We start from the raw sequence: 16,932 nt of genomic DNA, 5'->3' as shown, positions 1-16,932 counted from the left end.
TCTCCCCACATTCCCCTCCTGGGAGGGGTTAGGGGTGGGTTCCCATCTCCCCACACTGTCACCTTGTCAGGATAGGGTGTTAATGGGATCGTTCTCCCTTAGATACTGATAAAGTCTCCAGCATCAATCACACTAGCATCCACCCCAACCAAAGACGCTAAGACTTCATCAGTGCTATCAACCTGGATTACAGTACCGTTATCACCTTGGACAATTTCCAGTTGGCCAAAGCTCAGACCATCTAAAGTGAATTGATCGATCCCATCAGAGTAGTCCAGGATAGTATCTTCACCATCACCAGCTCTCAAGACAAACAAATCACGACCGAAACCACCTTCAAGGGTATCATCCCCTTGGCCGCCATCAAGGGTGTCTCCACCGCGACCGCCAAGGAGTAAATCATGATCATTGCCACCCGACAACAGGTCTTTGCCAGAACCACCATTGAGAGTATCACAGCCATCATTACCAAATATAGTGTCTTTACCACTGAAACCTGATAAGGAATCATCACCTTTACCACCGGAGAGATTATCACGTTGAGTACCGATGAGAATCCCAATTGATATAACTGGTGGAAGGGTTACTGGTGGAGGGTCTACTGGTGGAGTAACTGGCTGTACTTCAAAAGCACCAATATCCGCACTACTTCCGAATACTCGTGCAAATCCAGCACCTCGTTGGTCAGTGGTCAAGCCATTAGGATTGCTGCCAGCATCGATGGCAGGGCTACCAGGAAGAAGTGCGACGGTTCTAGTAGGACCACCATTGTCGCCCAATCCATCTAGGTTTGGATCAATTCCAACCAAGTCTCCCATCACCCCATTAGTGAAGCCGGTTCCATAATTAGCAGCTTCAACCAGGTTATTGCCACCACTGATGAAAGGCCCGGAAATATCCCTATTACCGTTTACTCCATCAGCAATGATGCTACTAGTTACAGTAGTAGTTGCCCCTCCACTGCTGAAAATGCCATCGCCGTAAAAGCCCGCACTGTAATTGCCGAAAATGGTGCTGTTAGTGACATTAGCAGTTCCATAGTTAGCGATGCCGCCACCGTAGTATGAAGCTTGATTTAAAGTAACAGTGCTGTTAGTGATATTAACAGTTCCGTTATTGAGAATGCCGCCGCCAGATGAACTACCTGTTGAAGTAGCATTATTATCACGAATTAAGCTATTAGTAATAGTTAGTATTTCACGATTCAAGATACCAGCACCACCGTTGGCGGACCCTCCGCGAATGGTCAACCCATCAATGCCCACGGTTTGATTAATGCTTGGATTTCCATCATCAACGTTAAAGACACGGGAACTACCTCCAGCATCTACAGTGATATTAGAACCATTACCTTCAATGCTGATATTACTCGTAATCACTAGTTCTCCACTAGTGAGACTAATTGTTCCACTGAGGCTGGGATCAAAGGTAATGATATCGTCTTCTGGGGTACTATTGGCTTCGTTAATGGCTTCTCGCAGAGAAAGATTTCCGCCGGAACCAACTGGATTATTTTCATCAGCTAGGGTGTTAACGATCAAAGTAGCCATTTATTTCTCCTGGTATTTTGATTAGGAAAGTAATTCCTTTATTCAAGGTATTAACTAGTTCACTATAAAATTCCAAAAACAAAATTAATTAAGCGATCACCCTAAGCGATTTTACTGAGCTAGTTATCAAACTAATTTATCAAAACGTACCAAAAATTATCCGCTAAAAGTACTAGATTAATCAAAGCTTTAATTAGCTTAAAATATAAAAATATACTGGGTTTAAATTCGGTGAAATCTAAAAGGGAATAGGGAATAGGGAACAGGGAACAGATAAGAGGGAATAGCGATGCGCTGCATTAAGAGGTGCGACAATAAGCGCGAATTTAATTCTTAATGGGTCAAGCGCACCTCAAAGGGAATCAACGTCAAAGAAAACTGTACCTCATGAGTCCTAGAAACGCTATAGCATTTTCATTTGAGATGTAAACGGAAAAGGTCTTATTTGATTTTATTAAAAAACGATGGAGCTCTTGCCCCTATTGCCTATTGCTAGCATGCCTATTGCCTTTTTCGACAATCTATGATTTTACAACTCGTTTGAAAACGCTATAGCTGAATGCTGAATGCTGAATGCTGAATGCTTAGGATTAGATTGCTTTGCCTAAGTTACTAATCGCTATCCACCAAAACAGTAACCGCTGCAACAGCAATCAGCATCTCATCATTTTTATCATTAAGTTCTGGAATTGCCCTGCCTTGAACCACCATTCCACCGGACTCAAGGGATAGAGTTTTCTGACCAAAAGGTAGTACAGCGAGTACTTCATCTTCCCGGACTTGCTCTGGGTAAGGCACGGCGACTTGAACTTCAACTATCATTTGATTGGGATGCTCTAAACCAGCTACTTCCCAAACACCAGGTAAGGCATTGTGAGCAATAGCGTTGCGTACAGCTCGTGCTGCTGCTACGGTTGGGTCTTGACCGTGTTGGTCTACTCCCATTCCCATTTCTATAATTAAGCGTTTACGAACCATGGCGACTATATTCAATGCGTAACCGTTGAATCGGATCATCCTCTGATTCTGGGACAGTATCACGATGGATTTCTTGTAAGCCCAATTCCTGAAAGTAAGCTAGTTCTGTATCCGACAACGGCCAAGGGGGACCATCCGGTTCAGTGTCGCTATCCCGAAATCGAGTTATCACTAACAGGGTTCCTCCTGGGGCGAGTAAGGATGCGATCGCATTCATCACAGTTGACCGCACCTTCAGGGGTAAGGCTTGGATGTTACGGCATTCAAAGACAAAATCAAATTTGTGATGCCATGCTGGATCTAAGGCAAATAAATCCGCCACTTGGTACTTGACCTGGGAATCGGGAAATCGTTTTTTGCACCATGCGATCGCAGTCGGGGAAATATCAAAGGCAGTCACTTGGAAACCCTGCTGCGCCAACGCTTCAGCATCATCCCCTAACCCACAACCAACCACTAGGGCAGAGCGACCCGACCCTTGGGGTGTATTCTGCTCTAACCAATCCTGTAGATAGGGATGGGGTGTTAAACGCGCCCAAGGTATTTGCCCCGAATCCCCATTAGCTTCGGCATATAAAACCTCAAACCATTGAGATGGATTATCTTGGCGAATTGATTCCAATGCCAAAAGTTTGACCTTTTGCTGTAGTGCTTGGGGTTGTTCCTCGAACATAGGTCTGGGCTTGCTAATGCTTCCTAAGTTTAACTATTCCAATCTAAATGCCTGTCTTGTGAGGGAGATCAGGTTAGCAGTACCACATTACAAGCTAAGCCATTTGGCTGATTTTTGCAGTGAGGGGTGACACCCCTCATTTGCTCAGGTATATTTGAAATATAAGATGCACCCTGATGATCGAGAGAGTCAGTAACACGGCTCTCTTTTTTTTTGCCTTTTGCCTTTTGCCTCTTGCCTTTTGCCTTTTGCCTTTTGCCTTTTGCCTTTTGCCTTGCCCGTAGCGCTGTATCACTCCTGCCAAGACTCAAACCGACCTGTCCAGTTGCTTGACAATATATAGCACTACCGATTAAGGTGTTTAACATTTATAAAAGCAGCAAAAGCTGTTCTAGTAAACTATTGCCTATTGCCTATTGCCTATTGCCTTGCGCGTAGCGCTATACTCTCTAACCGCAAGAGCCGAATCTAGCTGCAACACCTCACCAGCAAGCATCTCGGCCTGGTTGATACTCAACTGTGAAATAACTGAAATTACAGTAGCGATCGCAGGTGGATTCACACTCAACTCATCCACCCCTAACCCTAATAAAATCGGTATCCCTACTGGATTCGATGCCAACTGACCACAGACACTAACCGGAATCCCTGCTTGATGAGCAACAGTTACCGTTTGCTGAATCATCCGTAGCACAGCCGGTTCAAGGGCATCCGCGAGCTTGGCCACCTTAGGATTAGTACGGTCAGCGGCCATCACATATTGACTCAAATCATTAGTACCAATGCTGAAAAAGTCCACTTCAGCGGCTAACTGATCAGCCATGGTTACTGCTGCCGGGACTTCTACCATAATCCCCACTGGCATCTGTTCATTAAAACGATGCCCTTCTTGGCGCAACTCGGCTTTAGCCTCTGCTAGGATTTCCTTAGCAGCCCTTACCTCTTGTACTGAGGAAACCATAGGAAACATCACCTTAATGTTGTGTCCATAACTCCCTCGTAGAATCGCCCGCAGTTGGATTTTGAGCATCTCTGGACAATCCAAACTCTGACGAATTCCCCGCCATCCTAGGAAAGGGTTAGGCTCTGGGGTGTGCGGAGCAGAGGGAGCATCAGAAGAAGCTAGATTGAGAAAGGGAATGGGCTTGTCACCGCCAATATCTAAAGTACGAATCGTTAGGGGATGGGTACCCATAATTTCCGCAATGGCTTGATAGGTTGCCAACTGCTCTTCCTCGCTCGGAATAGTTAAGCGTTCCAGATAAAGAAACTCAGTCCTAAGTAAACCGACCCCTTGAGCACCACAATCGAGAGCCAATTTAGCATCAGCCTCTCCCAAAACATTTGCCATCAAGGGAATTTTGTGTCCATCTTGAGTAATTACCTCTGTAGGTAATTCATCCTTACTGTTGCTCTGTAGCTGTAATTCTTGCTTCCGTTCCTCAGAAGGCTCTACCCAAATTTGACCGGTTGTCCCATCCATTGCCAACTCCGTACCAGCTGGCAACGACAACAGATCCTGACCAACACCAACCACCATCGGTATACCGAGCATATTGGCGATTAGGGCACTATGGGCTGTAGCACTGCCCCTAGCGCAACAGATACCTAGGACTTGGATCGGATTTAGTTGCGCGACCTCAGAGGGAGTTAAATCAGCAGCAACCAGAATACCAGGCTCAGTCAACTCTATAGGACTTACGAAGTTTAGTTGGTTTTGCCCCCCTGCCCCCCAATTTTGGGGGGTAATCATGTCAAAGTCCCCCAGAATTGGGGGATTTAGGGGGCTCTTGCGTAAGTCCTGATCTAGACAGGTTTCTTTTCTATTCGTCAGTAATCGCAACACTCGCCAGCCGACATCGATCACATCATTTCCGCGAGCTTGCATGTAGGAGTCTTCCAGAGTTTGGTAATTTGCTACGGTTTCATCGATTACAGTTTTCCAAGCGGCCCCTGCCCATAGATGCTGGTTAACTATAATCTGATAAGCTCTATTAACTAGGGCTGGATCCTCTAAATAGAGCAAGTGAGCCTGAAAAATATCTGCCTGATCGTTAGTAACAGTATTGATCAGGTGTTCAAGTTGCTGTTGTGCTGTTTTAATAGCAAGTTGTAAGGTTTCCCACTCCCCTTGAGGATTATCTGTTTGCTCTTCAATAATTTCTGGACGTTTGGGTTGGTAGACAATAACCGCTCCGATAGCAATACCAGCAGCAGCGGGAATTCCAACTAACCTATCAAGTGTCACAGATGACGAGTTAAGGGATTGGTTACTGGGAGGGTTAGAGTCTTGGTTGATGTCTTCTTTTGCTTTATTTACTGTTTCGCCAAAATTGTTATCGACTAGCTGCTGCAACGCTATCAAGGCTAATTCGGAATCTTCTCCTACTGCTTTGATGACTATTTCATCTCCCTGTTGTATACCTAAAAGCATCACATTATTAATGCTTTTTCCATTAACTATATTGCTAGTTTTGGTGATATTTTGTAACGTAATTTCAGAGTTAAATCGATTAGCTGTAGTAACAAATTGGGCAGCAGGACGAGCATGAATTCCCTGTGGATTCTGGACAGTAAGATGGATTTCTTTGGTTGTAGTTCCGTAGGGTGCTTCAGGGACGGGCTCACCCTGATTTTCCCCTTCGTAGCCAGGGTTGGAACAGCCCGTCCCACCCACGGGCAAGATGCCCGTTCCACCCAGCGGGTCAAACTCAGTACTATCATTGCTATCATTACTATCAACAACTGATAACTGAGAAGCTTTAGCGGTTAAAGCTGATCTAGCTTCAGCAATCACTTGCTCGATATCACCACCAGCCGCAGCTTGCACAACCGCTGCGATCGCACCTTCCACTAATGGCGCTTCGCACAATCTTACCTTGCTTTTCTGGTCTTGATCCAGAAACTCCAGTGCCATTTCTGCACTGAGCACTGCACTGCCTAAATCCATTAATACCACTACCCCAGCATCGGAGTAAACCGACTCAATGGCAGCTTGGACTTGCAGCACATCGGTACCAAAGGGATTTTCTGGGTCATCAATACCCGCTGCGTACGCAATTGGTACGGATGTCTGAACCATCTGTTCAGCTAATTCCCTGACCCCAGCCGCTAGCTTAGCACTGTGGGAGATAATCACAATTCCAATCATAAGGTATATAAACACCTTTGTATTTGAGTTGTGAACATACTCGCTTAGGCAAGAGGCAAGAGGCAAGAGGCAAGAGGCAAGAGGCAAAAGGGAAAGCATTGCTGATTAATAGAATAATGGAGAGTAACTGACAACTGACCCGAATAGATGTGATTACATTCCGATATTCAGCAACGCTGAAAATGAGGGCTCCCCCGTCCCTAAAGCACCACTAGCAACATTTAGGTGCGACCCGTGGCGAATTTAATTCTTAATGGGTCAAGCGCACCTTTACAACACAGAGACTTTTAACCCAATGTGGGTTAAAAGTCTCTCTTTGGTGTGTTTGAGGGAGCCTGTCACCCCCTCAATACATTTACTGTTCCTTGTTCCCTGTTCCCTAAAAAATCAGTTTATTGTACCTCATAAAATTGAGAACTGCTATATTAAATTCCCAGCATTTCTCGCATTTCATCCTCCTCTGCCTTAGTTGGAAATCTTCCAGTTTCTGCTGCCCTTCGCGCTAAAATTAGCTCGACTTTGTCCCTTAAGAGTGGAGTAACTGCTATCTCCTTGCCACCCTGGGTATAGCTAGAGGGAGGAATATTCGCTGTCATCTGCTCAAACGAATCGTTCATCGCCTTACTTTCAGGTGTTTGAAGCATGGCTTGAAAATCCGGCTCTATTGCATAATCCAATTGGCTAAATTGGAGTACGCTGTTAATATCGCCTGCTTCAATTAGATCTCTTTGAGGCTCTAGGTAGGAGGCTAAGGTGAAGCGGGGACTATCCGCAGTACTGAATGCAGTTGTACCAATGTAGGTCTCGTGTAGCCGAGTTTCTGGTCGAATACCAGACGTTAGGTTTTGCAGTTGGCTGCCGTAATTATTTTGGTCGAAGAGTTCCGAACTAATCGTATATTCTGATTGTGAATCCTCTGTTCTCCCTGGAATTTCTAGCTCTGAGAGTCGATCTTTTGCTTCTCCAAACATCTCTTTGATGAGGTCGAACTTGCTTTTCTTTTCACTTTTTTTCTCAGATTGTGCTTCCAGCAAATCGTAACTCCCCGACCTTTTTTTGAATGAAAATAATCCAGAAGGATCGATACGGTTAATGGGATTGTTTCCGACATAGACGTAAGGACTAAACCCTTCCCTTGCTGGATCTATACTGATAAATCTCCTCAAGTCTGGATCGTAGAACCGGCTGTGATAATGATAAAGTTGTAAATCTTCATCCCACCATTGACCGGCATAGCGGAAGCTGACTTTCTGTGCCTCGTTTTCAGATGAGGGAGCAACTACCGTTTTCCCAAAATCATCGTAATCGAAGCTACACAAGCTATTGTTATTGCTATCAAGAGCAACTCGAGTGGAACCAAGACGATCGCTCAGTAAATAGGTTGTATTACCATTTTCCTCGAATCCGATGATGCTATCGCCGTCATAAATGTAGAGCAACTCATCAACACCAGCAACCCCTTTAACAACTAAAGGCAGTTTACCCCGACCGTAGATGTATTCTTCAGTCGTCGTTGATTGCTTTTGCACTCTTCGACCCAAACCGTCGTATTTGAAGGTGATGTTGCTTCCGCCTTGAATCTGTACGCCATTGACTCGGTCTCCTAGCACTCGTCTCGTCAATGTAACTTGCTGACCCTCTGAGTTGGTCATGACGGTAATGTTGCCCAGTTCGTCATAATCTTCAACCTCACGCAGGGTCTGACCATTATCGACAATGCGTTGCAGTTTGTTAGAACCGGAAAAATACTCGTAGCTACGACCATCGATCCGATCTAAGTTACCGTTGCGATCGTATTGGTAGCTGGTCTCACTCTCTTGGGCAGAAGCGATCAGTCGCCCCAAATAATCATAGTCGTAGACGACATCCAGGTTGTTGAAGTTGTATTTAGAACCCTGGAACGTAGTGTTAACGATGAAATCAGATTTGTAAGTAGCATTGAGAAGTGCCCCAGCAGATTGCTGCGCAAGAGACCCCCGCGCGGGTTCACCTATTCTCAACCACCAACCAGACGTAATTGCACCGCGAACAGCCTCGTTGTTCCTCACCCCGATAACCTGTTCGCCTGGGTAAATCATAATCGTCCTGATAGCGTAATAATCATAACCTCCAGGCGGAGGAATTTGATGATTGGACATTGCGAAACGAGTTTTCGCATTGCCTGATGATGTTGATGGAAAAGATTCAACTTGCAAATGAGTATCATCAACAGCGAGCAATCGATCTTCTGCCTCTCCATCTAATACCTTAATATGAAATTGCTCTTCTACGTTTTCAATTTCCTCAATACGGAAGCGGGTTCTTGGGTCTTGACTGTTTTTGACAACCAGGTAGTATGTTGGCTCGCCATTCGGTCTAGACCCTCTAATCATCGTCATCTCCTGGTCCCGACTAGGTTGCGGTGGAGTCTGTCCATTGGGTTGACAGAAGATATAACCTTCAGGTGCTTGTGATGGAGCATCCTTATACATCGTGACAGCGTTGGTGCGTTCCACAAAAATCACCTGGCTGTCCTCATCCAAACCCCAATAGCTGTCTGGATCGAGTAATTGTTTTAATCGAAACCCCTCTCCGTCCTCTTCAAGTTCAAATAAGCTGGCATTGTTTTCAGTTCCAGCAATGAATCGACCATTGAAGACGCGTAAAAACATGCCACCTTGATCCAAGACCTCAATCTTGTACCCCCCATACATACTTTGGTAGGTGAAACTGAATTGAAGGTTTGGCAAGAATGTTGTGAAATGTAGGGTAATCAGGGTTGTACCCGAGTCATCTTCAGTGAATACAGTACAATACCGATTATCTTCCAGATACAAGTCTGTTTCAAAATCCAGATCGGACTGGAAGGCAGCTAGTCCTCTGTTCGCTTTGAATTTAAGATTTGAGACGGAAGTTTGTGAGGGAAAATTTTTGTTCTTAGAAGCTTTGCGCCTCCCCGGATTCCTAAGTCTCCTAGTCCTTCGATCTGGAGCATTTTCCAGTTGATTCACGGGAATTTGGGACAAAAATCCCGGTAGGTAGTCAAGTTGTTGCTTGAAGTAGGAATCACTATTGGCTTTGTAATCTTTGTCGATCGGCCGTTCCTGAAAGTCATATTTTATGATTTCATCATAGGGGTCGCTCTCAGGATTGAGAGTACGCGATACCAATTGATGTTCAATATTGTATTGATAATTGGTTGCATAAACTCGATCGCGACTCTTATTTTTGATTTCGCACCGACGACCCAGATAGTCGTAACTATACTCGATTTCAGTAGGGGTGTTAGTGGGATAGGTCATCTTTGTCACTAGCCCGGAATTGTTGTATTCATAATGAACAACTTTCGGGTTCGCTTCTCCATCTCCTACTCGTGCGACTCGACCGAGGTCATCGTAGCGGAAAATGGTCTCCACCCAGTTATCGTCAAGGCTATCCCGATGCTTAACTCGAGCTAAGCGACCCTGTAAGTTTTTCGTCACTTTAGTCATCATATCCCTCCCGGAAATCATCCATGTCGTAATAGTATTCGGTCAGACTTTCACCTTCACTGCTTGTGGAGGGGTAGTCCATATTGTTGGCTCGATCGAGCAAGTAACTAGGGACTTCCCCAGGCAGCATCGTATCTACATCTTTGAGAATGCCGACTTCACAAACTCGTCCTAACCGCTCGTATTTAAAGTAGCGCCATTTGCGTTCGTCGGCATCGTTGGTGAATCGAATTCGGTTGAAATAATCTTTGATGACATAGGTTGTACCGGATTGGTCAGGATCTTGCCATTCAATCTGCCTTCTGTCAGAGTTCGCTAAGGTTACGGTACTTTCTAAGTCATCTTGAGGTGCTAACGTCTTCAGGACTTGTTGGGAGTTGTCCCACTGAGATTGGTTTTTCCAAACAATTTTGTTGTTGTCATCCAGTTTGATTTGGCTAACGAGAAACTCGCCTTGGGCACCACTCAAGAAGGAATAATGAATCTTTTGTTCGCCATCAAGGGGGACTTTTTGAGTGATTCCTCTGAGGGGGCGAGTGTTAGGAATCCCCCCGGCTGCCCTCAATTCATTTAATTCTGCCTCACCGTTATAAGATGAGTCTTTCTGATAGTCAGCGTTAAAATTGTAAGGAAAACCTTGACGCAGAGTATCAAGGGTATTGCGGTTAAGCAGTCCATCATAGGCAAACCTGACATAAGGCAAGGAAGTGTCAAAGTCACCAAAATCCATATCCATTAATAAGGTTTTCAATTCACCCGTTAAGAATCCGTTGTCTTGAATGTCATCAATGAAGTTATCTCGGAATGCAAACAGTTCTTCATCTCTAGGACTACTAGCTTTAGCGTTTTTGGTGACAATGATTTGATGGCCAAAACCGTCATAGATAAATTCCTTAATGACGACATCCGTTAGTTTTTCGGTTGTGTAGTTAAGACTTAAACTCTGTGCTTGACGGGCCCGTCCTTTGGAATCGATGAAGATAGTGCTGATAACTGGTTTTTTGAAAATGAAGGCATCCCTAAATTCACCGGTATTATAGGCCCCTAGATTGACAGAAGTGGCTGCTGTAAAGTCAACGGTTTTGGATGAAAGCAGTAACTTGCCATCGCCAAAAAAGAAGAATACCCCCCGAGTGACGACCAACAACCACTCCCGCGCTGCCAACTCGAGTGGGGTTGTCAGGGGTTCGTCATTCGCGGTCGTGAAGGTGTAGTACCCTTGACGCAAAGGCTGTTCGGTGGTTTTGATGAAGGTTAAGGAGAACAAGAGCTGGCTATCTTGGTCTAGGGCTAAAATTCCGAACTCATCGTTACCGTAGTTAAAATTTTGCACTTTCAGACCAAAATCCGCTGTATTCAGACTGGCGAGGGAAAAGTTGGGAAGATAAAAGCCGTCCTCTACAAAGGAAATTTGCACGCTACAGTTAGGATGTTCGGGATCGAAATCCCCGGTTTGTGCTGCTGCGGGGTAAATGGCATGGTTATCGAAGCGACTGAAACTGAAAAGACTAATTTCGTAGTCAAAAATTTTGCCTTCAGAGGACATGGTAAAGCGATCGCACAAACTGTTCCTGTCGTTATAAATGCGGTAATCGACTAAACCGTTCTTTCTGATGGTCGCAATATGTTCGTCTAGAGAATTAGAAAAGGCATTGATCGAGAAGTCACAATCTACAGCAGCGATCCACAGGTAGTCCACCATTGATAAGGGACCACCGACAATTTCTAGTTGACTAGAACCCTCATCGATCAGCTTTTCAAAATAAACCCAAACATCACCCGTTTCGTCAGTTAGGGGGATCGTTTCCCCATTCATGACCAAATTAATGCCACTGTTGCCAGGATTAATCCATCCACAGATGACGTATTTTTTCTCTGAAGAAAGGTCTCCTGTTTTCAAAAAAGCAATACGGTACTCCCCACTGACGGATGTAACGACATTGTTCCTAAACTTGGAGTTGGTGTTGGCGATAATAGCACCGTTAGTAATGCTCCAAACCTCTTCATCCAAATAATGTTCCTCATATTTAGCGATGGGGAGATAGAAGAAATCTCGATCGCTCTTACTAACTACTGTTGCCACCACCTTATCGCGACTCTTCCTGCTGTCGGAATCGACAACAGCAGGAATAATTCTCGTATAGGAAGGCGCTTCGGTTCCATCTTGGTTGAGACCATGAAGAGATTTGAGGATGGGTAACTTAGTTTGAATATCTCTTTCCTCTACCTCTTCCACTTTTCGCCAATTCTCCTCCCCCCAATCCTTGGGATCTGAGGAAATCGATACGAACAATTCCTGTTGGTAGTAGGAATTACCGGCATCTATATAGATGTACTTCTGACCTGTTTGACTTTTGATAGTATCGGGATTTCCTTCAGCCGTAATGCGAATCGATTCATCTGGCAAACTGAGCATATTTCTTTGGAAAATTTCGTGGTCTGGCTGGTCCTGAAAATTTTCCCAAAGATATTTGGTGCGCTGGATGTGGAAGGTATCAACAGTAACACTGTCCCGCTGATAATCATAAGCAGATTCCACGACTTCTTGGATCTGATCTCTACTGTTGTAGATGTAGCTTTGTTGACGAGCAACTGTACCGTCATCGTATTCCAGAGCATCTTCTTTCTTGAGACTGGTATAGCTATCGGTATCAGTCTGCTTTTTGAGCTTATAAGTATACTCTTCAGTCTGCTGAGCAGTATCGTTGACATAAACTTCTACTTTGTGCAAACTGCCCCTGACAAATTGACCATACTCATTAATTGGCCGCTGACTCATTTTCCACCTCAATTAATTCAGAATCTTCCTCGTTGCCATTGTAGAAATAGTACTTCTTGTATTCACCAGACTCGGTACCACCTGGGTATACTGTGACCTCTTTATAGAATCCTCCTATCCCAATACCGAAAAGTGCTCTGGCTGAAGCGTATTCGTAATCAGTTGGAAATTCTCTTTCGTTGTCTAGAATGGTTGTGGTTTTGCTGACGATATAGTCGATAATCTTACCTTTGAGTGCTTCATCGTAGAATTTGAAAATCTTGTATGACTTTGGTTGAGTACTACTGCAGCGACTATCATCTTCATATTGAGGTTCATGGCAACCATTGTAAAGAATAACGTTGCTAAACCCACCAGATACTACCATTTTCTGTTGATTACTTGGTATTCTTTCTACTTCAATGGGCTGGTCCAAAAGTTTGTTGTTTCTTAAAATTTTGAAGTAGAGAATGGACTGATTGTCTTCTATCTCAATGACAAAGGGAATAAAGTCATCTTCAGGGGTAAAAAAGCTATGGTAGGTTAACTCGCCGCTGGTTCCTGCTTCCAAGCGATCGCTGGTAATTTCAAAGTCTCCTTGACTATTGCGATACAGTATAGCGTTGCGTTCAACGACAAACCGCTTGAATCCAGAGGAATAAACGCCGACCCCCCCCATAGAATCCATCATGTTGTTAATCATTTGGTTCGTAACGATTGCTGTCGCAACAGAACCGATGGCACCGACGACCTGATTAACCGTGTCTACGATTTGAATGGCTTTGTTGATCCCTTTTGCGACTTTCCCCGTAATCTGTACTCCGGCAGCGACACCAGAGGCCCCACCCGTGACCGGAATCAAGGCAATGCCTAGGGCAATGGAGACGATCTCCAGACCAAACGTAATCCATCCAAAAATTACGGCAATCTTGGGGGGTTTGGGTTTGTCTGGCTTTTCGGGTTCCAGAGGCATGGTGGGCAGATATTTAACTAAAAATCTTTCCTCATCCTCTTTGTAGACTAAAAATTCTTTTTGTTTGGCATCGAGATCTTTGTGAGAGTTGGGCGTGACTTGGTGAGTTTTGGCAAAAACCCCTTTGTCCATATATTGCAGGCGACTCAAACCCACGTTATAGAAGGTCAATGATTGATTGACCCCACTTAGTGGATGCCAGTTAACACCGTCGTATTCAGTTTTTTTCCACTCCTTCCCGTCATAGGTATAAAAGAACGTTACTGTTTGGAAGTGTTGGTATTCCCTTCTGTCATCATCATCGTATTCGGGATTACCATCGCTGATATTCTGAGCAATCCCAATGGAATAGGAGCATCCCAGAAACTGAGAGTCCGTCACTAAAGAAAAGTTAGGGACATAATAACACCTGGGACTGTTCCCGGCTTGCGGGAAATTGCGATTGTTAATATCCTCTTGAATGGGATGGGGGCTGACCTTCCAATCATCCCGGCCCTCAAGCTCGTAGGACAAAACCTGACCGAAGTTGAACTCATAATTTAAATCGCCACTGTTGTACTTCGGGATAGTGGTATAGTTAATGGCGATGAAATTGTCCATGATGGTCAGGGAATTAAATCCCTCTTGTTTGACGTATCCACCGGCATTACAGTATGTGCTACTCCCCGAGTCATAGAGATAAGAACCAGTGATACTGGTCGTCCCTGGATAGCTGTAATAGGTATAATCATTGTCTAAGTTAAAGAAAACGTAACCGATTTTTAGTGGGTATTTGGTCTCGTCAGCGTCACTCCCCCCCGCACAGGTTAACTGAACGACACAAACTAACCGATTCCGAGTGGCAATCTGGTATTCCCTAATCTGATCGACGGGTGTATAGATTGGAAAAGTACTGGATGTATAGATCCGATTGGGTTGGTCGATCCAAGTTTCTTTGGCATGGTCTCTAGGTAGAATGTGAATGGTTTGCCGCCTCTGGCCGTTATTTTCATCGATCGTGGCGCGAGGATAAAAAATGGCGAGATAATTCTCGTTCAAGGAAAGCACTGGGACGATATCCGACGGCATTGAGGAGTTATCGTCGTTGGGGGGTGGATCGACGGTAATCGTCTGCTCCCATTTAGCACCCGTTTTCTTGTCTAACTCGTAAATTTTAACTTTACGATCGTTGCCTGAAAAAGCAATGGTGTCGTCGGAAGTCACTAACCTTCCCGGTGCAAACAAGCTTCTTGGGTTCTGGGAAGATGATTCGGTGTGAAGGGTTTGTGTCTTCCAACCGTCGTTGGTCCAGTAATGGATGCGTAGTTCCTTTTCGTCACTATTGTTCTTACCCGTGACTAACAGGTAATTAGATTCAGATTGATGTTCGATCTCTGAAAGACCGGTATTTTCATCAAAGGAAATACTCCTTTCAACGTCGATTTCCTGTTCCCCATAGGTGTAGAGGGTTTGGCAACCTAGGGGGTCAGTGATAGTCTTAAGCGCGCCAAATAAGGCACCATCTTTGTAAAAAGGAAGTTCGGTACTACTATTATCAGCGTTGTTATCTACACCATCGGCTTCGGTGTAATACGTAAAAGCGAGGTCTGGTTCGATCTGCACAAAGTTGGTTTGAGTTTGACCATACTCCAAAGTTTTGATTTTAGACAAGACCCTTTTCGCGTAAAGCGTGTCTGCTTTAATCTGTCCTTCTTCGAGTTGTTTTCTGAGGATTCGACCTTGACTAACCAGATCAACAGAAGCAATTTTTAATTTCTGAAGTCGTTCTTGATAACCATTGGGTTCTTCCGCAACCAGGTGTTGCTTGTTAATTTCCGAACGATCCTTAGGTAGATAATTGATGACCAGTTTGTCGCCATTCGCGTTTTCGACCCGGTATAGGTAACTATAGATAGTACTGGTCTGATTGTTCTCACCTCTCCCGACTGGCTGAATTTCTTGGGCATAGGAAAATACGGTTTTATTTCCGTAAATATCCTCAATACTGGTTAAATTCCAAGCCCGAATCCACTGTTGTTGGTTTTCTCCATCCACAGAAATAAATTGACTGTAGTAACGGTGGGGACTACTACCTTGAGGGTGTTTCCAAAACACTTCTTTTTCCGCTGAGGCAGAAGTGACTTCACCCGTCAAGTGCTTCACTTCCTCTAGGACTTGCTTGGTCTGAAGATATTCAGCGGAGGGATTTTCTGTGTCTTCCACACCCTCCTCTGGGCGGAAGTGGTATATTTCCCCCGTGGGATAGATGATTTTCCATTCGCCGTCACCATCATAACCCTCGCCGGTGTGGCGGATGATTTTGATCGAGAGGTCTTCTCTGAGGCGATAGGCGATCTTGAGTCGCATTCCGGATACTGGCGTTATTTCTTCGACCATCAACTGGGAAAAACTACCGTTCCTGACCCAGTAAATGATTTCATCGAGGTGAGTCCCATAGTCAAAACCTTGCTTCGATGCAAGCTTCATGCGGAATATCTTATCCGGTTGACTCATCGACCAGCCTACCCCCAGCCAGCCTGATTCCCAAAATCGGTTCCACTTTTGGAAAAGCAGTTTGTGGCTATTGTTATACCTGTAGTTTAAAACCACCTGGTATTGAGGACTAATCCCATCCAATGTGGCAATGGGGATAGTGAGGTTAATTTTGCCGGTGAAGAGGTCGATATTTTCGTCCTCTAAACCGCCTCGCTCCAAGAATGGTGCAGAATATTTTTTACTCAATGTTAACCCTCCTATGAATTGGTATTGTTTTTGTATATAAGTACTACTTTTGAGGGATAGCTAAGGCGAAAACTATCACGATTGCCATTGCTTTTGAAAACATCAAGCAAGGCACTATAGAAACATTTTGACGGCAATTTTCCATCTTTTTTGTTCCTTTAGGGTTAAGGTTTCGATTCAATAATGTTCCTGTTTGTTGTTTTCAGTTACCTCTTTACCTCTTACTAGTGTTAGTACGAGTGTGGGGAGAAATTTCTGAAATAAAACTAGAACATCCTCCAGAACAATCCGGTTTGAGGCTATCCTTTCCTTCCGGTTTTGTCCTTTCCAGTTCTAAGACGGTTGAGGAGTCATTTTGTGACTGCTGGATTTAAAACCTGCCAACAAAGCTTCTCTTTTTTCCAAGTCTCATCGAACATCCCCCGCACCCTTTTGTCCTAGGGCAGCTTTCAGTTTTAGGACTTACGCAAATCCCTCAATTTAGCGCTACCTGTAGGGTGGGCAAAACCTTGCCCACCCTACCCATGGATTGTGTGCGTAAGTCCTGAGTTTTTAGTTTTGTTTTTTGTCATGGGAATACTAGCTGGTTGTGAAAAAACACACCAGCTATCAGCTATCAGCTATCAGCTATCAGCTATCAGCTATCAGCTATCAGCTA

At 44.6% G+C, this 16,932-nt stretch carries 8 protein-coding genes; all 8 read right to left on the bottom strand.

Annotated features, from left to right (window positions below):
• Positions 1-98: 98 nt before the first annotated feature.
• The gene (locus tag AC4II3_RS23155; protein ID WP_488011576.1) at positions 99-1,550 is read right to left on the bottom strand and encodes a choice-of-anchor Q domain-containing protein; all 1,452 of its coding nucleotides are present in this window, start codon (positions 1,548-1,550) and stop codon (positions 99-101) included.
• A 612-nt stretch (positions 1,551-2,162) separates the two neighbouring features.
• Entirely contained in the window at positions 2,163-2,528 is a 366-nt protein-coding gene (locus AC4II3_RS23150) for a Lin0512 family protein (RefSeq protein WP_293020836.1), read from the bottom strand.
• A complete protein-coding gene (locus AC4II3_RS23145; RefSeq protein WP_488011574.1) occupies positions 2,518-3,201 on the bottom strand; it encodes a class I SAM-dependent methyltransferase in 684 nt (227 codons plus the stop codon). Before AC4II3_RS23145 ends, AC4II3_RS23150 begins: the two co-directional genes overlap by 11 nt.
• A 68-nt stretch (positions 3,202-3,269) precedes the next feature.
• Positions 3,270-3,569 carry a hypothetical protein gene (locus AC4II3_RS23140; protein WP_488011572.1) on the bottom strand — a complete coding sequence of 100 codons (300 nt, stop codon included), beginning with the start codon at positions 3,567-3,569 and terminating at the stop codon, positions 3,270-3,272.
• 38 nt (positions 3,570-3,607) lie between these two features.
• On the bottom strand, positions 3,608-6,352 hold the full coding sequence (ptsP, locus tag AC4II3_RS23135; RefSeq protein WP_488011570.1) for a phosphoenolpyruvate--protein phosphotransferase: 2,745 nt from the start codon (positions 6,350-6,352) through the stop codon (positions 3,608-3,610).
• 425 nt (positions 6,353-6,777) lie between these two features.
• Complete coding sequence (locus AC4II3_RS23130) at positions 6,778-9,825, bottom strand: RHS repeat domain-containing protein (protein WP_488011568.1); 3,048 nt, start codon at positions 9,823-9,825, stop codon at positions 6,778-6,780.
• On the bottom strand, positions 9,815-12,601 hold the full coding sequence (locus AC4II3_RS23125) for a hypothetical protein (RefSeq protein ID WP_488011566.1): 2,787 nt from the start codon (positions 12,599-12,601) through the stop codon (positions 9,815-9,817). The genes AC4II3_RS23130 and AC4II3_RS23125 overlap by 11 nt, the downstream gene beginning before the upstream one ends.
• The gene (locus AC4II3_RS23120) at positions 12,582-16,274 is read right to left on the bottom strand and encodes a hypothetical protein (protein ID WP_488011564.1); all 3,693 of its coding nucleotides are present in this window, start codon (positions 16,272-16,274) and stop codon (positions 12,582-12,584) included. Before AC4II3_RS23120 ends, AC4II3_RS23125 begins: the two co-directional genes overlap by 20 nt.
• Positions 16,275-16,932: the final 658 nt, after the last annotated feature.

It is taken from the genome of Moorena sp., from assembly GCF_982860115.1.
Note: the sequence above shows the minus strand (reverse complement) of the source record. Positions and strands in the feature narration are given on the sequence as shown.